This window comes from Lentzea sp. NPDC059081, from assembly GCF_042738015.1.
Lineage (GTDB): Bacteria > Actinomycetota > Actinomycetes > Mycobacteriales > Pseudonocardiaceae > Lentzea.
The window spans coordinates 45,324-65,859 of record NZ_JBHYGW010000029.1; the positions used below are offsets into that span (position 1 = coordinate 45,324).

A 20,536-nucleotide genomic window follows, 5' to 3' on the forward strand; every position below is an offset into this window, starting at 1 on the left:
GTGCGATCGGCCGCGGGAACGCGGCGATCGGCAGGTGGGCGGGGGCCCGGCCGCACTAGGCTCAGCGGCATGGGTGTTGCGGAGGGTGTCGTCGATCTCCTGGGAGCGCTTGCCTACGGCGAGCTCTCGGCGTTCGACCGCATGACAGAGGACTCGCGTTCGGCGCCGACGCTGGCGGGCCGCGCCGCGCTGGCGCAGATGGCCGCCGCGGAGATCGGTCACTTCACACTGCTGCAGAAGCACCTCGGGGCGGAGGGCATCGCCGTCGAGGACGCGATGGACCCGTTCGTGAAGGGCTTCGACGCGTTCCACGAGTCGACGAGCCCCAAGTCGTGGCTCGAGTCGCTCGTGAAGGCCTACGTCGGCGACGGGCTGGCGGCCGACTTCTACCGCGAGATCGCCGAGTGGCTCGACGAGCCGACCAAGGAGCTCGTGCTGCACGTGCTCGCCGACACCGGGCACTCGGCGTTCGCTGAGCGCGAAGTCCAGGCCGCCGTCGAGTCCGATCCGCGGGTCCGCGACCGGCTCGCGCTGTGGGGCCGCCGGCTGCTCGGCGAGGCGTTGACGCAGGCCCAGTACGTGGTGGCGGAGCGGGACGGCCTCTCGGAGCTGATCATCAGGGGCTCCGGGGACCTCGCCGGGATCGGTCAGCTGTTCCGCCGGCTCCAGCAGTCGCACGCGCGGCGCATGACGCAGTTGGGTCTGGGCTAGGTAGGCTCGGCCGTAGATTTTTCTCTTGAGCACGGAGGTCAGCGTGGAGGTCAGGATCGGCGTCGCGGACAGCCCGCGGGAACTCGTCGTGACCGTGGAGGCAAACCCGTCCGAGGTCGAGGCGCAGGTGGCCGACGCGGTGTCCGGCAAGGCCAGCGTGCTGTCGCTGGTGGACGTCAAGGGCGCGCGGTTCGTCGTGCCCGCTGGCCGCGTCGCGTACGTGGAGATCGGCCCGCAGGACTCGCGCAAGGTCGGGTTCGGCGCCTGAGATCGTGAAACGCGAAAGCCCCGGCCGGATCGGCCGGGGCTTTCGCGCGTCTTCAGCGTTCGTCTTCAGTGCTCTGCGGGTTCCTCGATCTTGTACGGCGGCGTCGAGGTGCCGCCGACCCGGTAGCGGCCCCACGGGTCCTGGTCGGTCAGCGTCCCTTCGGCCTCGCCGGTCGGCGTGCGCAGCAACGCCTTGCGCGTGCCCGCTTCGACACGGGTCGTGACCTCGTCGTTCTTCTTCACGCGGCCGTACCAGTGGTAGCGGCCGTCGATCGGCTGGAAGTAGCCCCGCAGCTCGACCTCGACCGCGATCTCCCCGGTGTCGAAGACGAGGGTGGCCGGGCCGGTGTAGCCCTCTTCGTCGTGCTCGCTCATCAGTCCACCAATCGCAGCGGGGTGAGGGGCATTTCCGGGTCTGCCTGGACGCCGGCCGAGCGCAGCAGCCCGTCGATGGCGTGCCAGATGATCGTGGCGAGGTAGTCGCTCAGGTTCTCGCGGGACATGGTCTGGCGGTCGAGCCACCAGTCGCCCGCGTTCTGCACCATGCCGACGAGCGCGTGCGCCCACGGCTCGGCGCCGCCGGAGTCCATGTCGAACGCGCGCAGGTAGTCGCCGAGGATGCGGGCCAGCGTGGTCGCGATGAGGTTCTTGTCCTCGGCGACGACGTCCTTCTCCACCGGCCGGTCGACGAACGAGCCCTTCACCACGAACCGGTAGAGGTTCGGGTTCTCCTCGATGACCGACAGGTAGGCGTCGACGATGCCCTCGATGCGGCCGCGGATCGGGCCCTCGGCCAGCAGCGCGGGACCCATCCGGTCCATCAGCAGCTCGGTGGCCTTCTGGCCGACCGCCAGGTACAGGTCGGACTTGTCGGTGAAGTGCCGGTAGAGCACGGGCTTGCTGACGCCCGCCTCCGCGGCCACGTCCTCCATGCCGACGTCGGGGCCCTTCTTGGCCACCACGGCGATCGTGGCCTCGACGAACTCCGCCCTGCGCTGCTCGCGGTGACCCTTCCACCGCTCACGTCGCGCGTCCGGCCCCTTGACAGTGCGTGCCATGTGACGCACGCTACCAGAAGTAACCGTTACCTCAAGTAACACTTACCGGGGAGGGCAACCGATGAGGGTCGCCGATCGGGAGAAGACCGCGGAGAGGCTGCTCAAGTCGTCCGCCGAGAAGTTCTACGACCCCGAGGTGGACATCGACTGGTCCGCACCTCTGGTGGACGACCTCTTCTACATCCCTGAACAGCGCATCTCGCTCTACGGCACGCCTCTCTACGACTCGCTGACGCGCGAGCAGCGCATCGAGCTGTCCAAGCACGAGCTCGCGTCCATCGCGTCGGTCGGCCTGTGGTTCGAGCTGCTGCTGATGCAGATGCTGGTGAAGGTCGTCTACAACACCGACCCGACCACCCGGCACGCCCAGTACGCGCTGACCGAGGTCGCCGACGAGTGCCGGCACTCGACGATGTTCGCGCGCCTGGTCGAACGCGTCGGCTGCCCGGCGTACGGGCCTTCGCGCAGCACGCACCGGCTCGGGAAGCTGCTGCCGGTCATCGGCTACGGCCCGGCCATGTACGGGTCGATCCTGGTCGCCGAGGAGATCCTCGACCGCCTGCAGCGCGAGGCGATGAACGACGAGACCGTCCAGCCGATCGTGCGGATGGTCAACCGCATCCACGTGCTCGAGGAGGCCCGTCACGTGCGGTTCGCGCGCGAGGAGCTGACGCGCGGCATGGCGGAGCTGCGCGGCTTCGAGAAGCCGTACCAGAAGTGGCTGATCGGGTTCGTGTCGATGATGATCACCCGCGCGATCATCAACCCGCGGGTGTACGCGGCCGTGGGGCTGGACGTGCGGGAGGCGCACCGGCAGGCGCTCGGGAACCCCAAGTTCCAGGAGACCATTCGCTGGTCGGGGGAGCGGATCATGTCGTTCCTGGATGAGGCCGGACTCGTCGGAAAGCCGGGGATGCGCTCGTGGCGCCGCTCGTTCTTGATCGGCTGAACGTCGTCACGTCGGGGGACTTGGCTTCCGACGTGACCGCCGTGTTGTTGCACGGGTGGACCATGGACCTGACCACGTGGGACCGGGTGGCCGCCGCGTTGCCGGGGCGAGTGGTTCGGTACGACGTGCGTGGGCACGGGCGGTCGGACGGGTTCACCGGGACCATCGCCGAGCTTGCCGACGACCTGGCTGCCGTGATCGAGGAATGTGCTCCGTCGGGGCGGGTGGTGCTGGCCGGGCACTCGCTCGGCGGGATGACGATCATGGCTCTCGCCGAGCAGCGGCCGGAGCTGTTCTCTCGGGTTTCCGGGGTGGCGTTGATCGCCACCTCTTGTGGGGATCTGCCGGCGTTGAGCTTCGTCGAGAAGGTTGCCGGGCGGTGGCTCGGCAGACGGCCGAAGGTGGGGTTCGGGCGGTGGTTGGCGCCTGGGCTGCGGGTGACCTTTGGGCGGCGGCCGTCTTGGGCTGATGTTCGGGCTGCTGCTGTCATGGCTGGGAACACGTCCGGGGCCGCGTTTGTGGGGATTCGGGAGGAACTGACGCTGCATCAGCGGCGGGAGGCTCTTGCTGTGCTTTCGGACGTCCCGACCGTGGTGATGGCCGGGTCTTGGGATGTTTTGACGCCGTTGCGGCATTCGCGGGTGTTGGCCTCGGCGTTGCCGTCGGCTGAGTTCGTGATTTATCCGAAGACCGGGCACATGTTGCCGTTGGAGCGGTCTGCGGATGTTGCTCGGCGGATTGCTGCGTTGATGTGAGTTTTCAGGCGCGACTTGGTCGAGTGGTTGCGTTTTGGTGGGCGCGTTCCGGTTTAGAGAGCGGGGCGCTGCCCCGGACCCCGCCAATCTGATCAAAAACCGGGGCCGGCGCCGCTCGCGGGTTGATGGCACGCCTGTTTGTGCTGGGCGGCTGGCTGTTGCGTAGGTGCTTGCGTTGGTGGGGTGGTTTCGTCACGAGTCGAGTCAGAGCGGGCCACATCCAGGAAGGGGTGTCAAGCGGGCGAAAAGCGTGCCCGCTTGACACCCCTTCCTGGATGCAGCAAGAGCTGTGCCACGACTCGTGACGAAACCACCCCACCCGGCTTCGCCGGAAAAGCCAAAGCAAAAGCCAAAGCCAAAGCCTGACTGCTCGGCTTCGCCATCGCCGCTCGCCTGCGGCGTCGCGAGATGTCCGGTGGTCAGTGCTGCAGCGGGAAGCCGCCGCCGATGCCCCGCCACGCCAGGTTCGAGATCAGTGCCACCGCGTCTTCCTTCGCCACCCGGCGGTTGTCGGCCAGCCAGGAGCGTGCGGTGACCTGCGAGAGGCCCACCAGGCCCACTGCCAGCAGGCGGGCGCGTTCCGGGTCCAGGCCCGCGTCGGCGGTGATGGTGTCGGTGATCGCGTCCACGGAGTCGGTGGTGGCGCGTTCCACGGCCTGCTGGACGGCGGGCTCTGAGCGCAGGTCGGACTCGAAGACCATGCGGAAGGCCTGGCCCTCGCCGTCCACGAAGTCGTAGAAGGCGGCCACGGCGGCGCGGACGCGGAGCTTGTTGTCGGACGTCGAGCCGATGGCGGTGCGGACCCTGCTCACCAGTTCGTCCACATGGGACTCGAGCAGGGCCATGTAGAGCTCGAGCTTGCCGGGGAAGTGTTGGTACAGCACCGGCTTGGACACGCCTGCGCGTTCTGCGATCTCGTCCATCGCCGCGGCGTGGTAGCCGTTGGCGACGAACACGTCCTGCGCCGCTGCCAGCAGTTGAGCGCGGCGTGCGGTGCGCGGCAGGCGAACGCCCCTGCCTGCGGGTGCGCTCTGCGCCGTCTCCGTCATGGTGCCTCCAGCACGAGTAATCCTGCCTTCGGCCGGGGTTGCCGGGCCGGGGCGTGAGCCAACCTTACTCGCTGGTAGCCCACATCCGGGAACCATCCGAGCGTTCTTTCCCGCATCCTGGTCGGGTGAGCACGTTGATTCCCGCCCCGCTGTCCACGGCCGAACTCCCGCCCCTGGACACCTCGCAGACGCCGTGGCCCGGCGAGTTCTGCCAGATCGACGACCACGAGGTGCACGTCAGGGTCACGCCCGGCGGTGACGGGCCTCCCGCTGTGTACGTGCACGGGCTCGGCGGCTCGGCCACCAACTGGACGGACCTCGCGGCCCAGCTGAAGGACCGCGTGCGCGGGTACTCGCTCGACCTGCCGGGGTTCGGGCGGTCCGAGCCGATTCCCGGTTACGACTTCAGCCTCGCCACGCACGCCCGCACGGTGATCAAGTACCTGGAGACGCTCGGCGAGCCCGTGCACCTGTTCGGCAACTCGATGGGCGGCGCGATCTCCGTCATCGCCGCCGCGACCAGGCCGGACCTGGTCAGGACGCTCACGCTCGTCAGCCCGGCCGTGCCGGACCTGCGGCCGCGTCTCGACCGCATGTCCGACCCGCGGATGGCCCTCGCGGTGCTGCCGGTGATCGGGTCGAAGGTCCGCCGCGAGCTCGCCAAGCTCACCGCGCACGACCGCACGCGGCAGATGCTGGAGCTGTGCTTCTCCGACCCCAGCCTGGTGCCGGACAACCGCATCGAGGAGTCGATCGCGGAGAACGAGGAGCGCGCGCGGCAGAAGTGGGCAGGGCAGGCGCTCAACCGCAGCACGGTCGGGCTGATGACGAACTGGCTCACGCCGGGGCCGAAGTCGTTGTGGCGGATCCTCCCGCTGGTCAAGGCGCCGACGCTGGTGCTGTGGGGCGAGCACGACCGGCTCGTCAGCGTGCGGAAGGGGCCGAGGACGGCCAGGCTGCTGCCCCAGGGACGACTGCTGGTGCTCCCCAAGACCGGCCATGTCGCCCAGATGGAACGGCCGGCGACCGTCGCCAGGGCTGTGCTGGGCATGTGGGAGGCGGTGGACAGGCACACATGGTGACGAACGACGGCCATACGGGGGATGTGGGACCCTGGAGGGCGTGAATCGCGCCCCCGAGCGAGGACGTCCTGCTCCGCCCGCTGACCGCTACCGTCGCGGCGAGCGCCGGACCAGCGCGGAACCGCTTGCGGCCGCCTGGGAACCCGAGGGCACCGCGGCCATGCGGCGCCCCCGCAAGCGCCGCGGCGTGCGGAAGCTCGTCGCCAACTACGGGTGGCGGATCTACGCGATCCCGGTGCTGCTCGTGCTCACCGCGCTGGTGGTCCTGGACACGGTGCAGCCGAAGGCGCCCGTGAACGGCGGCGGGAACAACACGAACGCCGCCGAGACGCCCGTGAACAACACCCCCGAGCCGCCCGCCTCCGAGGTGCCCGGCAAGAAGCCGCAGCTCAACGTGCCCACCGCGGAGCTGCCCGCCGGTCCGCAGTTCTCGCAGGACGGCGTCGGCACGTTCAAGGTCATCGGTCCCGGCGGAGCGCGCGTGGGTGACGCGACCGCGCAGAAGTTCCGCAAGTACGCGATCGCCATCGAGGACGGCGTGAAGCCCGCCGACTACAACGACGACGCGACGGCGTTCGCCCGCACGGTCGAGGGCATCCTGTCCGACCCGCGCAGCTGGATCGGCACCAAGCAGGTCGCGCTGCAGCGGGTCGAGGCGAACCAGAACCCGGACTTCACGGTCGCGCTGAGCACCACGAACACGACGCACACGCTCTGCGGCAAGGAGATCCCGTTCGAGACCTCCTGCTTCAACCCCGGCCAGAAGCGCGTGATCATCAACGTCGCCCGCTGGGTCCGCGGCGCGATGGTCTACGGCTCCGACCTGGCCGGCTATCGGACGTACGTGATCAACCACGAGGTCGGCCACGCGCTCGGGAACGGCCACGCGGCCTGCCTGGAGAACGACGCGCCGGCGCCCGTGATGATGCAGCAGACGTTCGGCGTCGCGAACGACTTCGTCTCGCAGCTCAACGCCGGCCAGGACGTCGTGCCCGCCGACGGCAAGGTGTGCAAGCCGAACGCGTTTCCCGCAGGTTGAGACGGCTTTCCAACCGGGAAGAGTCGAGGCAGGGTAGACGTTGTCTCGGACACGGAGACATTCGTCGAGGAGGAGCAGCATGGCGCTTCCGCCGCTCGTTGAGCCAGCCGCGGAGCTGACCAAGGAAGAAGTCGCGCGCTACAGCCGGCACCTGATCATCCCGGACGTCGGGGTGGACGGGCAGAAGCGGCTGAAGAACGCGAAGGTGCTCGTCGTCGGCGCGGGCGGCCTGGGCAGCCCGGCACTGCTGTACCTGGCCGCGGCCGGGGTCGGCACGCTCGGCGTCGTGGACTTCGACGTCGTGGACGAGTCGAACCTGCAGCGCCAGGTCATCCACGGCCAGTCCGACGTCGGCCGCCCCAAGGCCGAGTCCGCGCGCGACTCGGTCGCCGAGATCAACCCGTTCGTCAAGGTGGTCCTGCACCAGACGCACCTCAACTCCGAGAACGCGCTGGAGATCTTCCGCGACTACGACCTGATCCTCGACGGCACCGACAACTTCGCCACCAGGTACCTGGTGAACGACGCCGCGGTGCTGCTGGGCAAGCCGTACGTCTGGGGCTCGATCTTCCGGTTCGAGGGCCAGGTCAGCGTCTTCTGGGAGGACGCCCCGAACGGCCAGGGCCTCAACTACCGCGACCTCTACCCGGAGCCGCCGCCTCCCGGCATGGTCCCGTCGTGCGCCGAGGGCGGCGTGCTGGGCGTGCTGTGCGCGTCGATCGGCTCGATCATGGTCACCGAGGCGATCAAGCTGCTCACGGGCATCGGCGACCCGCTGCTGGGCCGCCTGATGGTCTACGACGCGCTGGAGATGTCGTACCGGACCATCAAGATCCGCAAGGACCCGGAGTCGCCGAAGATCACCGAGCTGATCGACTACGACGCGTTCTGCGGTGTCGTGTCCACGGACGCGCAGCAGGCGGCGGCGGGCAACACGATCACGCCGCTCGAGCTCAAGCACAAGCAGGAGTCCGGCGAGGACTTCCTGCTGGTGGACGTCCGCGAGCCGCACGAGTACGAGATCGTGAAGATCCCGGGCTCGGTGCTCATCCCGAAGGACAAGATCCTCTCGGGTGAGGCGTTCTCGGAGCTGCCGCAGGACAAGCCGCTGGTGCTGCACTGCAAGTCCGGCGCCCGGTCGGCGGAGGCCCTCGCGGCCCTGCACAAGGCCGGCTTCAAGGACGCGGTGCACGTGGGTGGCGGCGTGCTGGCGTGGGCCCGCGAGGTCGACCCGAGCCTGCCGACGTACTAAGAGTGGTTGGTGCTTTCGGGTGCTTCGGCACCCGAAAGCACCCATGATCCGTTCGGCTTTTCGAGTGGCGGCACGAATCACCGTGTGTCGTGATCCACCACCCGGACGGTCTAAGCAGGTACGGTCCCGACCGTGACCCGGTCCCCCGAACCGCCCCCTGCGCACGTGCGTGCGGCGTTCGGGGCCCGTGACGCCGAACCAGAGCTCATCGACGGCGGTCCGGCGTGGCGTTGCGGCGACGCGACGATCCGCCCGGCGCCCAAGCCGGCCGAGGCCACCTGGATCGCGAAGACCCTCGACGGCCTCGACGTGCCGCACCTGCGCATCGGCCGTCCGCTCAGGTCCACCGACGGCCGGTACGTCGTCGGCGGCTGGTCGGCCACCAAGTTCCTCGCCGGCAGGGCGGAGGCGCGGCACGACGAGGTCATCTCCGTCTCCCAGCGCCTGCACCACGCCACGGCCGAGCTGCCGAAGCCCCGGTTCCTGGAGACGCGGACCGACGTGTTCGCCGTCGCCGACCGCAAGGCGTGGGGCGAGGAGGAGGTGCCGCTCGAGGCCGACCTCGGCGGCAGGCTCTTCGAGCTGCTGCGCGAGTACCAGAAGCCGCTCACCCTCAAGCCGCAGGTGGTGCACGGCGACCTGTTCGGCAACGTGCTGTTCGCGGGCAACGCGCAGCCCGCCGTCATCGACTTCACCGCCTACTGGCGTCCCGCCGAGTGGGCCGCCGCCGTGATCGCGGTGGACGCCGTCGCGTGGGGTGGCGCGGACTCGGGGCTCTTCCACCGGTGGAGCCACCAGGCCGAGTGGGAGCAGGCGCTGCTGCGCGCGATGCTCTTCCGGCTGGCCGTGCACGCGCTGCACCCGTTGTCAACGCCGCAGTCGTTTGCGGGCTTGGAACGAGCTGCTCACCACGTCACGTCCCTGCTCTGAGCGGCCCATTTTCCCCGTACGAAACATTGCGGAGCATCGGGTTAACGCGCGCTTCTTAGCGTCAGCGGCGTGACTCATTGCCCTTACTGCGCGCTGCAGTGCTCCATGAGCGTCATCGACGGCCGGGTGACGCCCGGCCCCGGTGGGCTGTGCCAGAAGGGCTGGACGGCGGGGGAGCTGCTGCGCCACCCCGGCCGGCTGACGACGCCGATGATCCACGGCACGCCCGTCTCGTGGGACGAGGCGCTGGACTTCGTGGCCGAGCGGATCCGGTCGTACGAGCCCGACGAGGTCGCCGTGTTCGGCGGCGGCGGGCTGACCAACGAGAAGGCCTACGCGCTCGGGAAGTTCGCCCGCGTGGCGTTGAGGACCTCCCAGATCGACTACAACGGCCGGTTCTGCATGTCGTCGGCCGCGGCGGCGGGCACCAAGGCGTTCGGGCTGGACCGCGGGCTGCCGTTCCCGTTGACCGACCTGCGGACGGCGGACACCGTGCTGCTGGCGGGCTCGAACCCGGCCGAGACGATGCCGCCGTTCCTGCGGCACCTCGAAGGCGCGCGGCTGATCGTCATCGACCCGCGCCGCACGCCGACCGCCGAGCGCGCGACCGTGCACCTGCAGCCCGCACCGGGCACGGACCTGGCGCTGGCACTGGGACTGCTGCACACCGCGGTCATCGAGGGTCTGATCGACAAGGAGTACATCTCCTCGCGCACCACCGGGTTCGACGACGCCTGGCGGATCGCGGCGCAGTGGTGGCCCGAGCACACCGAACGCGTCACGGGCGTCTCGGCGGCGGATCAGCGCGCGGCGGTGAAGTTGCTGGCGGGACGGTCGTACATCCTGACCGGGCGTGGTTCCGAGCAGCACGCGTCCGGCACCGACACCGTGTCGGCGTTCATCAACCTGGCGCTGGCACTGGGACTTCCCGGCCGCACCGGTTCCGGCTACGGATGCCTGACCGGGCAGGGCAACGGCCAGGGCGGCCGCGAGCACGGGCAGAAGGCCGACCAGCTACCTGGGTACCGCAAGATCGACGATCCCGTGGCGCGCCAGCACGTCATGGACGTCTGGGGCGTCTCCGAACTGCCGGGGCCGGGCCGCAGCGCGTACGAGCTGCTGACGGCCGAGGACGTCAAGGCGATGCTGGTGTTCGGCAGCAACCCGCTCGTGTCCGCGCCGCGGTCGTCCGGGATCGCCGACCGGCTCGGGTCGCTGGACCTGCTGGTGGTGGCGGACTTCGTGATGTCGGAGACCGCCGCGCTGGCCGACGTCGTGTTCCCGGTCACGCAGTGGGCGGAGGAAGACGGCACGATGACCAACCTCGAAGGCCGGATCATCCGGCGCCGCAAGGCACTCGACCCGCCGGACGGAGTCCGCAGCGACCTCGACGTGCTGAACGGGCTGGCGTCGCGGCTCGGCGTCCCCACCGGGTTTCCCGTTGTGCCGCAGGAGGTCTTCGAGGAACTGCGGCGGGCGTCCGCGGGTGGGCTCGCCGACTACTCCGGCATCACCTACGAGCGGCTGGAGGACGAGCAGCTGCACTGGCCGGTGCCCTCGACCGACCACCCCGGCACGCCGAGGCTCTTCCTCGACCGGTTCGCGCACGCCGACGGCCTGGCGCGGTTCGTCCCGGTCGACCACCGCGGCCCCGCCGAGCCGCCCGACGAGCAGTTCCCGTTGCAGGCCACCACCGGACGGGTCCTGCAGCACTACCAGTCGGGTGCGCAGACGCGGCGGATCGGCGAGCTGCTGAAGGCCGTTCCCGAGATGTACGTCGAGGTGCATCCGGACACAGCGGCACGGGCGGGCCTCGAACCCGACGGTCTCGCGCACGTCGTGTCCAGGAGGGGACGGGTGACGGCGGTCGTGCGGTGCGTGCCGAGCATGCGCGCCGACGCGGTGTTCCTGCCGTTCCACTTCCCCGGTGAGGGCCGGGCGAACCTGCTGACCAACCCCGTGCTCGATCCCACGAGCCGGATGCCCGAGTTCAAGGTGTGCGCGGTGCGATTGGAGCGGGCGTGAGGCGAACCGTGATCGTTGGCTACGGCATGGCGGGCGCGCGGCTGGCGGACGAGCTCCGCCGTCGCGACCGGGACATGGCCATCACCGTCGTGGGTGCGGAACCGCACGCCGCGTACAACCGGGTGCTGCTGTCGACGGTGGTGGCGGGCTCGATGACGCCGGAGTCGACGCGGCTGCACGACGAGAGGTGGGCCGCGGAGCACGACGTCGACCTGCGGCTGGGCAGCACGGTCGAGGAGATCGACCGCGCGGCGCGGACCGTGCTGGTCTCCGGCGAGCGGATCCCGTACGACTCGCTCGTCCTCGCCACCGGCAGCACGCCCTGGGTCCCGCCGGCGGAAGGCCTGCTGGAGGACGGCAAGCTCGCCGCCGGCGTCGTCGCGTTCCGCACGCTCGACGACTGCGCGCTGATCGAGGCCAAGGCCCGCAGGGGCATGCCCGTCGTCGTCCTCGGCGGCGGTCTGCTCGGGATCGAGGCCGCCCGCGGTCTCGCCGGACGCGGTTGCCTCGTCACGGTCGTCCACCCGGTCGGCCACCTGATGGAACGCCAGCTCGACCCCGGTGCCGGCAGCGTCCTCGCCCGCACCCTGGGCGGGCTCGGCATCGAGTTCCGGCTGAACTCGCTGGCCGCCAAGTACCTGCCCGGCGACGGACTGGTCCTCGACGACGGCACGCACCTCCCCGCCGACCTCGTCGTGGTCTCCGCCGGCGTGCGCGCCGAGACGTCCCTGGCCGTCGAGGCGGGGCTGACCGTCGACCGCGGCATCGTCGTCGACGACGCGTTGCGCACCAACGATCCGCGCATCCACGCGATCGGGGACTGCGCGCAGCACCCGGGCACCGTCTCGGGTCTCGTGCAACCGGCGTGGGACCAGGCCGCAGTGCTCGCCGACCGCCTCACCGGTGCGAACCCGGCGGCGCGCTACCGGGGCACGTCCGTCGTCACACGGTTGAAGGCGCGTGACATCGACCTCGCGGCGTTGGGCGACGTGCACACCGAGATCGACTGCCCGGACTCGGAAGTCCTGTGCTTCCAGGAACCCTCGCGCGGCCGGTACGCCAAGCTCGTGCTGCGCGACGACCGGGTCGCGGGCGCGATCGTGATCGGCGCACCGGACGCGGCCGCCACGATCACCCAGCTCTACGACCGCGGCATCCCCGCGCCGACCGACCGGCTCGCGTTGCTGCTGGGCCGCGCGTTGCCCGCCGAGGCCGCGTCACCGGCCGACCTGCCGTCCAGCGCGGTGATCTGCCGGTGCAACACCGTCTCCAAGGGACAGATCGTGTCGGCCTGGCGCGCGGGCGCGGAGTCGGTGCCGCAGCTCGCGGAGGCCACCCGCGCGACGACGGGGTGCGGTGGCTGCAAGGACGCGGTGTGCGGGCTGCTCGACTGGCTCGGGGCCTCACAGCCGCAGCCCGCGTGATGTGCGGCGGAGTTGCCGTCGCCGTCACAGGCCAGAACCCCCTGGTAATGACCGGTTTCTAGGTTGTTGCGCAGTCGCCGACCCCGCGGAGGAAGTTCGATGAGCTGGATCGACCACTGGGAACCCGAGAAGCCCGAGTTCTGGGAGTCCACCGGAAAGCGGATCGCCCGCAAGAACCTGGCGTTGAGCATCTTCGCCGAGAACCTCGGGTTCAGCGTCTGGGTGCTGATGAGCATCGTCGTCGTGAGCCTCGGCTCCGTCGGCTTCGACTTCAGCGTCGGCCAGCAGTTCTGGCTGCTGATCGTGCCGAACCTGGTCGGGTCGCTGCTGCGGGTGCCCTACACGTTCGCCGTGCCGCGGTTCGGCGGCAGGCTGTGGACGACGATCAGCGCCGGGTTGCTGCTGATCCCGTGCACGATGCTCGCCTACGCGGTGTCGACGCCGGGCACGCCGTACTGGTTCTTCCTGCTCACCTCGGCCGCGATGGGCCTGGGCGGCGGCAACTTCTCGTCGTCGATGGCGAACATCTCGTTCTTCTACCCGGAAGGCAAGAAGGGCCTGGCGCTCGGCATGAACGCCGCCGGCGGCAACCTCGGCGTCGCGGTCACGCAGCTCGTCGTGCCGCTCGTGATCACCATCGGCACCGGGATCCACCTCGCCTACGCGGCGTTGATCTGGATGCCGTTCATCGTGCTCGCCACGGCGTTCGCGTGGTTCTTCATGGACAGCCTGACGCAGGCCAAGCCGGACGGTCAGTCGTACAAGCTCGCGCTCTCGAACCAGCACACGTGGGTGATGTCGTTCCTGTACATCGGCACGTTCGGCTCGTTCATCGGCTACTCGTTCGCGTTCCCGTCGCTGATCAAGCTGAGCTTCGTCGACCACAAGGGCTGGGTGGCGCTCGCGTTCCTCGGTGCCCTGATCGGCTCGGTCGCCCGGCCGTTCGGCGGCTGGCTCGCCGACCGGATCGGCGGCGCGAAGGTGACGCTCTGGACGTTCGTCGGCCTCGCGGTCGGCACGATCGGCGTCATGGTCAGCGTCGACGCGCAGAGCTTCCCGCTGTTCTTCGGCTCGTTCATCGCGCTGTTCGTGCTGGCGGGCGTGGGCAACGGCTCGACCTACCGGATGATCCCGGCGATCTTCCGCACCCAGTCCGACGACGACAAGTCGGCGAAGCGCCAGGCCGCCGCCGTGGTCGGGATCGCCGGCGCGATCGGCGCGGCCGGCGGTGTGCTGGTCAACCTGGTCTTCAAGTTCTCGCTGGAGGGCTCGAAGACGCTGACGCCCGCGCTGACCGCGATCCTCGTCTTCTACGCGCTCTGCCTGGGCACCACCTGGTGGTTCTACCTGCGTCGCACCGCGTTCGCGGCGCGTCCGTCGCTCGCCCACGCGGGCGTCTGACCGCACAAGGCTCTGATCAGCGCAGAGAGTTTCCTTTAACACCCGCGAAATGCCGCGGACCTGGGGATGACACGCCGCCCGGTGAGCATACCGGGCGGAAGGAGGGATGCCCGATGGCTGCAACGACTCCCGGCACGCTGGTCGTGATCGGCAACGGCATGGTCGGCCACCGGCTCGTCGAGATCCTTCGCGACTCGCCCTGGCGGATCGTCGTGTTCGGCGAGGAGGCCCGTCCCGCCTACGACCGGGTGGCGCTGTCGTCCTATGTGGACACCTGGAGCTCCGCGGACCTGGAGCTGGCACCGTTGAGCGGCTGCGAGCTCCTGCTCGGCGAGAAGGCCGTGTTGGTGGACCGTTCCCGCCGGGTCGTCGTGGGCGCGTCCGGGGTCGAGGTCTCCTACGACGTGCTGGTGCTGGCCACCGGGTCGGTGCCGTTCGTGCCGCCGGTGCCCGGCCGCGACCTGCCCGGCTGCCACGTCTACCGCACGATCGACGACCTGGACGACATCCGCGCCACCGTCGAGGCCGCCTCGCGTCCCGGCCGCAGGTCCGGCATGGTGCTCGGCGGCGGCCTGCTCGGGCTGGAGGCCGCCAACGCGTTGCGCGGCATGGGGGTGTCGCCGCACGTCGTCGAGCTGGCGCCGCGGCTGATGCCGATCCAGGTCGACGAGGGCGGCGCCGGGCTGCTGAAGCGGCTGGTCGAGAAGCTCGACCTGACCGTGCACACCGGGACCTCCGCGTCCTCCATCGAACGCGACGGGTCGCGGTTGATCGCTCGTCTCGCCAGCGGGCTGGAGCTCGACCTCGACGTCGTGGTGTTCAGCGCCGGCATCCGGCCGCGCACCGACCTCGACCTGGGGCTGGAGCTGGGCCCGCGCGGTGGCTACCTGGTCGACGCCGCGTGCCGGACGGCCGATCCGCACGTGTTCGCGATCGGCGAGTGCGCCTCCGTCGAGGGCGTGGCGTACGGGCTGGTCGCGCCCGGTTACGCGATGGCCGAGGTCGTGGCGGACCAGATCGCCGGTGGCACGCGGGTGTTCCCCGGTGCCGACCTGTCCACGAAGCTGAAGCTGCTCGGGGTGGACGTGGCGTCGTTCGGCGACGCGCACGCCGTCACCGAGGGCGCGTTGGAAGTCGTGGTGAACAACGCCGTTGCCGGCACCTACAGCAAGCTCGTGGTGTCGGACGACGCCCGCACGTTGCTCGGTGGTGTGCTGGTCGGTGACGCTTCCGCTTATCCGTCGCTGCGACCGTTGGTGGGCAAGGAAGTTCCTGCCGCGCTGCTGCAGCCCGGTGGTGCCGTCGACGTCGAGATGCCCGCGGACGCACAGGTCTGCTCGTGCCACGCGGTCACCAAGCAGACGATCACCGACGCGATCCGGTCCGGGGTCGCCTGTGACGTGGCCGAGCTGAAGGCGTGCACCAAGGCGGGTACGGGCTGCGGCTCGTGCGTGCCGATGCTGAAGAGGCTGCTGACCGAGTGCGGTGTCGAGCAGTCGAAGGCGTTGTGCGAGCACTTCGGCCACTCGCGGGCCGAGCTGTTCGAGATCGTCCGGGCGACGCGCGTGACGACGTTCAGCTCGTTGATCGAGAAGCACGGCACCGGACGCGGCTGCGACATCTGCAAGCCCGCGGTGGCGTCGATCCTCGCGTCGCTGGGCAACGGGCACATCCTGGGCGAGACGCAGGTCTCGTTGCAGGACACCAACGACAGGTTCCTGGCGAACCTGCAGCGCAACGGCACGTACTCGGTGGTGCCGCGCATCCCCGGCGGGGAGATCACGCCGGAGAAGCTGATCGTCATCGGCGAGGTGGCCCGCGACTACGGGCTCTACACGAAGATCACCGGTGGTCAGCGCATCGACATGTTCGGCGCGACCGTCGACCAGCTGCCGCACATCTGGCGCCGCCTGGTCGACGCCGGCTTCGAGTCGGGGCACGCGTACGGGAAGTCGTTGCGCACGGTGAAGTCCTGCGTGGGCACGACCTGGTGCAGGTACGGCGTGCAGGACTCCGTCGGCCTGGCCATCGAGCTGGAGCTGCGCTACCGGGGCCTGCGGTCGCCGCACAAGCTCAAGTCGGCGGTCTCCGGGTGCGCCCGCGAGTGCGCCGAGGCGCGGAGCAAGGACTTCGGTGTGATCGCCACCGAGAACGGCTGGAACCTCTACGTGGGCGGCAACGGCGGCTTCACCCCGCGCCACGCCGATCTCCTGGTGTCCGATGTGGACACCGCGGAGCTGATCCGGATCATCGACCGGTTCCTGATGTTCTACATCCGCACCGCGGACCGGTTGCAGCGCACGTCGGTGTGGCTGGAGGGGCTCGACGGCGGGCTCGACCACCTGCGCGAGGTCGTGGTGGACGACAAGCTCGGCATCTGCGCCGAGCTGGAGGCCGCCATGGAGTCGCACGTCTCGGACTACGCCGACGAGTGGCGCGGCGTGCTGGAGGACCCGGAGAAGCTGGCGCGGTTCACGTCGTTCGTCAACGCGCCCGGCACCCCGGACCCCACGATCTCGTTCCGCGCTGAACGTGGTCAGCGCGTCCCCGTCCCCCTGGGCATCCCGGAGGTCGCCAGATGATCGTGTGTGACTTCGCCGTGCTGCGGCCGGACCAGGGCGTCGCGGCCCTGCTCCCCGACGGTTCGCAGGTGGCGGTGTTCCTGACCGCCGACGGAGCGCTGCACGCGCTGGACAACATCGACCCGTTCAGCGGCGCGGCGGTGCTGTCGCGCGGCATCGTCGGTGACCGCGGCGGCGTCCCGGTCGTGGTGTCGCCGGTCTACAAGCAGGCCTTCGAACTGGCGACCGGCAAGTGCCTGGACGAGCCGTCCGTGTCCGTCGCGGTGCACCAGGTGCGCGTGCGCGACGGCGTCGTGGAGCTGACGTGACGGGCCCGCTGGCGGGCTTCACGATCGGCGTCACCGCGGCCCGCCGCGCCGACGAGCTGATCGCCATGCTGGAACGCAAGGGCGCCGCGGTGCTGCACGGCCCCGCCCTGCGAATCGTGCCGCTGCCCGACGACGCGTCGCTGCACGAGGCCACCCTCGCGCTGGTCGCCGCTCCGGTGGACGTCGTCGTGGCCACCACCGCGATCGGGTTCCGCGGCTGGTTCGAGGCCGCCGAGGGCTGGGGCCTGGCCAACCGCCTGCACCACGCCCTGTCGTCGGCCGTCGTGCTGCCGCGCGGCCCCAAGGCCAAAGGCGCTGTGCGGGCGGCGGGGCTCGTCGAGACGTGGTCACCCGAGTCGGAGTCGAATGCCGAGCTGTTGCAGTACCTGCTGCGGATGGGCGTCTCCGGCAAGCGCGTGGCCGTGCAGCTGCACGGCGAGCCGTTGCCGGACTTCGTGAACACCCTCGCGGCCGCCGGTGCCGACGTCGTGGAGATCCCGGTGTACCGCTGGGAGCCGCCGGCGGACATCCGGCCGTTGGAGTCGTTGATCGAGGCGGTGTTGGGTGGTCAGGTGGACGCTCTGACGTTCACCAGCGCGCCTGCTGCGGCTTCAGTCTTGCGGACGGCCGGCGCCCGGCATTCGTCGTTGGTGGAGGCTTTGCGCCGCAACGTTCTCGTGGTCGGGGTCGGTGCGATCACCGCTGGGCCGTTGGTGGCCGCGGGGATTCCCGTTGTGCAGCCGGTGCGTTCCCGGATCGGGTCGATGGTGCGGGAGCTTGCTGTCGAGCTGCCTGCTCGTGCCACTCGGTTGCGGATCGCGTCTCGGGAGATGGAGATGCGTGCTTCCGCCGTGGTGATCGATGGGGAGCTTCGGCCTGTTGCTCCTGCGCCCATGGCCGTGTTGCGGACTCTCGTTGCCGCTCGGGGGCGGGTGGTTTCTCGGCAGGACCTGTTGGCTGCCTTGCCTTCTGGCGGTGAGGAGCACGCGGTGGAGACCGCGATCGGGAGGCTGCGGACCGCTTTGGGGTCGCCGCAGATGGTGTGCACCGTGGTCAAGCGTGGTTACCGGCTAGCTATGGAGCCTGCGTGAAGCTTGTTCTGGCGTTTCACGGGACTCGTGATCCTCGTGGGGTCGCGGTGTGCGCTTCGATCGCGGATCGGGTGCGGGTTCTGGTGGATGTTCCGGTGGTTGTGGCCTATGCGGACGTTCTCCAGCCTGATGTTCGGTCTGTTGTGGACGGACCTTGTGTTGTGGTGCCGGTGTTCTTGGCTGCTGGGTATCACGTTCGGGTCGACATTCCCGCGCAGATCGGGTCTCGGGCTGGTGTGGTGGTGACTCCGCCGTTGGGGGTGGACGCTGTGCCGGCTGTTCTGGATCGGTTGCGGGAGGCTGGGGTCCGGGCTGGGGATGTGGTGGTGTTGGGGGCTGCCGGGTCTTCTGATGAGCGGGCGTTGGGGGATGTTCGGCGGGCTGCCTCGTTGGTCGGGGCGGTTGGTGTGGGGTATGTGGCTACTGCTTCGCCTTCGGTTGGTGATGTTGTTCGGGGCTTTGCCGGCTTTTCCGGGCGTCGGGTGGTTGTTGCTTCCTGGTTGTTGGCGCCTGGGGTGTTTCAGGGGGTGCTTCGTTCTTGTGGGGCGGATGTGGTGGCTGAGCCTGTGGGGGCGCATCCGTTGGTGGTTGAGGCTTTGGTTCGGCGGTACTTCGCGGGTCGGGCTTTGGTGTTGAGGTCTGCTTGAGGGGGGCCGGCGTGGTCACCATGCGAGTTCCAGCGTGGTCGCCAATGCGGTTCCGTGCCTGTTCCAGCGTGGTCGTGCACCTCGGACGAAGCGTTGGGGTTCATCGCCGCTCCGCGACGATTGCGATTGGGGCTTGACTTCGGGGCCCTTGCGAGGCGCTGGTTCGGCCGGAAAAGGCCGGGTGCTTCGCACCCGGCCGATCCACAAGTGGTAGCACCTCGCACCCAAAGTCAAGCCCCAATCGCCAAACCACGAGTGGGTGCACCGCTACCCATCGAGGCAAGGTCTGTACGGCTCGCCTTCGGCGTCGCGGTCGCGAGTGCGTGGGGGGTTGTTACTGCTCGCCTTCGGCATCGCTTGGGGCCTCGGCTTCGCCATTGGCGGTGCGGTGGGCTGTTCGGCTCGCTTCGCATCGCCACTGTGGGGTTCGGCCCGCGCGCATCTGAGGTGCACGCAGATGCCTCGCCTCGTCCTAGCGGACCCTCGTTGCGGCGCGCCTCGGCTTTCCCGGCGCGTTCCCTCCGCGCGGCGCCTCCACCCGCCGCCCCCAACGCGGCGCCTCCACCCCGGCTTTCCCGGCTCGGGCTGAGTGTCAGACCTCCCGGGTACGTTGGGTCGCGGGGGAGCTGAAATCGAAGGGGACCCCTGCGTCAGCCTGCCTGCGTCACCACAGGCCCGGTGGCTCCGCCGGTTCCTCCTTGCGCGCGTCCTCCCAGCGGTACTCGCGCAGGTTCACCTTGCCGTCCAGGTTCGGCACGCCCTCCTCGTGGAGGAGTTGGAGTTGCGTGTCCCGCAGGTGCGGGGCGCAGGTGCCGTCGGCCTTCAGGACTCGTTGCCACGGGAGGTCGTGGCCGTCCTCGTTCAGGATTCGGCCCACCAGGCGTGGTGACGGTGCCTTGGCGAGATCTGCGATGTCGCCGTAGGTGGCGACTCGTCCGCGGGGGATGGCCTTGATGAAGTCGCGGATCCGCTCGTGGATCTCTTCGTCCATCCCGCGAGTGTAGCTAGATCGACTTGGCCCGGGCGGTGACCACGGCTTGGGGATCACCGTGAGGATCGACCGGCGGACCTCGGCGATGGCGCGTTCTCCCAACCTGGTGGAGAAGTGCGCCCTGCCGAGGATCGTGGCTGCGGGCTCCTGCCTGTCGCCCTCGACGACGCGGACCTCGTCTTCGTGCCGCCTCGCAGCCAGCGGAGCAGCGGCACGAGCCATCGTCGACGCATCGGCTTCAATCCGTTCACGGGGAACGCCGGTTGCATCAGCCGGCGCTGTCGCAGGTGGGGCCTCGCCGTTCGGCGGCCCTGTGCCCAGGTAGGGCCGGAACTGTCGAACATCGCGTCCTTGCGAGACAAGAACTTCGTCGGTCAGCGAAGGGCTGGTGACGAAGTGCGTGCGTGGCGGCTCGGGACGGGCATTCGGGCTCCTGCGGAGTTGGGCCGAACGGGGACGGATCACCCTAGGAGCCGTTTGGACGAGGACGACAGTGCCTGATCGGGTGGTTCGGCGTCACTCTGATGGTTCAGTGCGCGCGTGGCTCAGGTGACTAGGCTCGTTCGTCTTCCGTCGCCGTGGCGAACGGTCGGTTGTTGTTGGCTGACAACGACAACGCTGCCATCGTGCAGGCCGACATGCGTGACCCGCAGGGCGTGCTGGGAAATGCGGAAGCGCGTTGTCGCCTATCGAGACGCGTTACCTGTCGGAAGTTTCTCGGTCATGACGCACGTCACCGAGGACCGGCTCGACGAGAACGCGGGCGGGGCGGCTGCGGTCGTGAACCGCAGCAGGAGCGCGGATCGGATGCACATGCGCACGCACGAGCAGGTCAGCGCGCTGTTCGGCGACTTCGCGGTGGTCGAGCCGGGCCTCGTCGGCTGCGGGGAGTGGCACCCGGACGGGCCAGGTGACTTCTCGGACGAGGCGTCCATGAACATGTTCTTGTACGCTGGCGTTGGTCGTAAGGACTAA

The 20,536-nt window shown here is 69.5% G+C and carries 20 protein-coding genes; 16 read left to right on the forward strand and 4 right to left on the reverse strand.

What is annotated here, in order from left to right; translation table 11 throughout:
* Positions 1 to 69 precede the first annotated feature (69 nt).
* A complete protein-coding gene (locus ACFWV3_RS38210; protein WP_382418808.1) occupies positions 70 to 711 on the forward strand; it encodes a ferritin-like fold-containing protein in 642 nt (213 codons plus the stop codon).
* A 43-nt stretch (positions 712 to 754) separates the two neighbouring features.
* Positions 755 to 979, forward strand: a complete 225-nt coding sequence (locus tag ACFWV3_RS38215) for a DUF3107 domain-containing protein (RefSeq protein ID WP_382418847.1) — start codon at positions 755 to 757, stop codon at positions 977 to 979.
* 65 nt (positions 980 to 1,044) lie between these two features.
* Here the strand turns inward: ACFWV3_RS38215 and ACFWV3_RS38220 are convergent, their stop codons facing one another.
* The gene (locus ACFWV3_RS38220; RefSeq protein ID WP_382418809.1) at positions 1,045 to 1,353 is read right to left on the reverse strand and encodes a DUF4873 domain-containing protein; all 309 of its coding nucleotides are present in this window, start codon (positions 1,351 to 1,353) and stop codon (positions 1,045 to 1,047) included.
* Positions 1,353 to 2,036 carry a TetR/AcrR family transcriptional regulator gene (locus ACFWV3_RS38225; RefSeq protein WP_382418810.1) on the reverse strand — a complete coding sequence of 228 codons (684 nt, stop codon included), beginning with the start codon at positions 2,034 to 2,036 and terminating at the stop codon, positions 1,353 to 1,355. The genes ACFWV3_RS38220 and ACFWV3_RS38225 overlap by 1 nt, the downstream gene beginning before the upstream one ends.
* 61 nt (positions 2,037 to 2,097) lie before the next feature.
* Between ACFWV3_RS38225 and ACFWV3_RS38230 the strand changes: the two genes are divergently transcribed.
* Both ACFWV3_RS38230 and ACFWV3_RS38235 read left to right on the forward strand, forming a co-directional pair.
* Entirely contained in the window at positions 2,098 to 2,985 is an 888-nt protein-coding gene (locus tag ACFWV3_RS38230; protein WP_382418811.1) for a diiron oxygenase, read from the forward strand.
* Entirely contained in the window at positions 2,958 to 3,740 is a 783-nt protein-coding gene (locus ACFWV3_RS38235) for an alpha/beta fold hydrolase (protein WP_382418812.1), read from the forward strand. Before ACFWV3_RS38230 ends, ACFWV3_RS38235 begins: the two co-directional genes overlap by 28 nt.
* Positions 3,741 to 4,159: 419 nt before the next feature.
* On the opposite strand, the gene ACFWV3_RS38240 is transcribed toward ACFWV3_RS38235, so the two are convergent.
* Positions 4,160 to 4,789, reverse strand: coding sequence for a TetR/AcrR family transcriptional regulator (locus tag ACFWV3_RS38240; protein WP_382418813.1), 630 nt, complete (start codon positions 4,787 to 4,789; stop codon positions 4,160 to 4,162).
* Positions 4,790 to 4,914: 125 nt separating this feature from the next.
* Here ACFWV3_RS38240 and ACFWV3_RS38245 point away from each other — a divergent pair, with 125 nt between their 5' ends.
* From ACFWV3_RS38245 to ACFWV3_RS38295, 11 genes are all read left to right on the forward strand, one after another.
* Positions 4,915 to 5,871: an alpha/beta fold hydrolase gene (locus ACFWV3_RS38245; RefSeq protein WP_382418814.1), complete on the forward strand. Its 957-nt coding sequence runs from the start codon at positions 4,915 to 4,917 to the stop codon at positions 5,869 to 5,871.
* A gap of 40 nt (positions 5,872 to 5,911) precedes the next feature.
* Positions 5,912 to 6,910 (forward strand): DUF3152 domain-containing protein, encoded by a 999-nt coding sequence (locus ACFWV3_RS38250; RefSeq protein WP_382418815.1) that lies wholly within the window; start codon positions 5,912 to 5,914, stop codon positions 6,908 to 6,910.
* A 79-nt stretch (positions 6,911 to 6,989) separates the two neighbouring features.
* The gene (gene moeZ, locus ACFWV3_RS38255) at positions 6,990 to 8,162 is read left to right on the forward strand and encodes an adenylyltransferase/sulfurtransferase MoeZ (protein WP_382418816.1); all 1,173 of its coding nucleotides are present in this window, start codon (positions 6,990 to 6,992) and stop codon (positions 8,160 to 8,162) included.
* Positions 8,163 to 8,294: 132 nt separating this feature from the next.
* Positions 8,295 to 9,092: a TIGR02569 family protein gene (locus ACFWV3_RS38260; RefSeq protein WP_382418817.1), complete on the forward strand. Its 798-nt coding sequence runs from the start codon at positions 8,295 to 8,297 to the stop codon at positions 9,090 to 9,092.
* A 105-nt stretch (positions 9,093 to 9,197) separates the two neighbouring features.
* Positions 9,198 to 11,117 (forward strand): molybdopterin oxidoreductase family protein, encoded by a 1,920-nt coding sequence (locus tag ACFWV3_RS38265; RefSeq protein WP_382418818.1) that lies wholly within the window; start codon positions 9,198 to 9,200, stop codon positions 11,115 to 11,117.
* A complete protein-coding gene (locus ACFWV3_RS38270) occupies positions 11,114 to 12,541 on the forward strand; it encodes an FAD-dependent oxidoreductase (protein WP_382418819.1) in 1,428 nt (475 codons plus the stop codon). Before ACFWV3_RS38265 ends, ACFWV3_RS38270 begins: the two co-directional genes overlap by 4 nt.
* Positions 12,542 to 12,640: 99 nt before the next feature.
* On the forward strand, positions 12,641 to 13,942 hold the full coding sequence (locus ACFWV3_RS38275) for an MFS transporter (protein WP_382418820.1): 1,302 nt from the start codon (positions 12,641 to 12,643) through the stop codon (positions 13,940 to 13,942).
* A 113-nt stretch (positions 13,943 to 14,055) separates the two neighbouring features.
* The gene (gene nirB / locus ACFWV3_RS38280) at positions 14,056 to 16,524 is read left to right on the forward strand and encodes a nitrite reductase large subunit NirB (protein WP_382418821.1); all 2,469 of its coding nucleotides are present in this window, start codon (positions 14,056 to 14,058) and stop codon (positions 16,522 to 16,524) included.
* The gene (nirD, locus tag ACFWV3_RS38285; protein WP_382418822.1) at positions 16,521 to 16,832 is read left to right on the forward strand and encodes a nitrite reductase small subunit NirD; all 312 of its coding nucleotides are present in this window, start codon (positions 16,521 to 16,523) and stop codon (positions 16,830 to 16,832) included. The genes nirB and nirD overlap by 4 nt, the downstream gene beginning before the upstream one ends.
* Positions 16,829 to 17,923 (forward strand): uroporphyrinogen-III synthase, encoded by a 1,095-nt coding sequence (locus ACFWV3_RS38290; RefSeq protein WP_382418823.1) that lies wholly within the window; start codon positions 16,829 to 16,831, stop codon positions 17,921 to 17,923. The genes nirD and ACFWV3_RS38290 overlap by 4 nt, the downstream gene beginning before the upstream one ends.
* Positions 17,920 to 18,570: a sirohydrochlorin chelatase gene (locus tag ACFWV3_RS38295; protein ID WP_382418824.1), complete on the forward strand. Its 651-nt coding sequence runs from the start codon at positions 17,920 to 17,922 to the stop codon at positions 18,568 to 18,570. Before ACFWV3_RS38290 ends, ACFWV3_RS38295 begins: the two co-directional genes overlap by 4 nt.
* 664 nt (positions 18,571 to 19,234) lie before the next feature.
* On the opposite strand, the gene ACFWV3_RS38300 is transcribed toward ACFWV3_RS38295, so the two are convergent.
* A complete protein-coding gene (locus ACFWV3_RS38300; RefSeq protein WP_382418825.1) occupies positions 19,235 to 19,561 on the reverse strand; it encodes an MGMT family protein in 327 nt (108 codons plus the stop codon).
* 666 nt (positions 19,562 to 20,227) lie between these two features.
* Here ACFWV3_RS38300 and ACFWV3_RS38305 point away from each other — a divergent pair.
* The gene (locus tag ACFWV3_RS38305; protein WP_382418826.1) at positions 20,228 to 20,536 is read left to right on the forward strand and encodes an SAM-dependent methyltransferase; all 309 of its coding nucleotides are present in this window, start codon (positions 20,228 to 20,230) and stop codon (positions 20,534 to 20,536) included.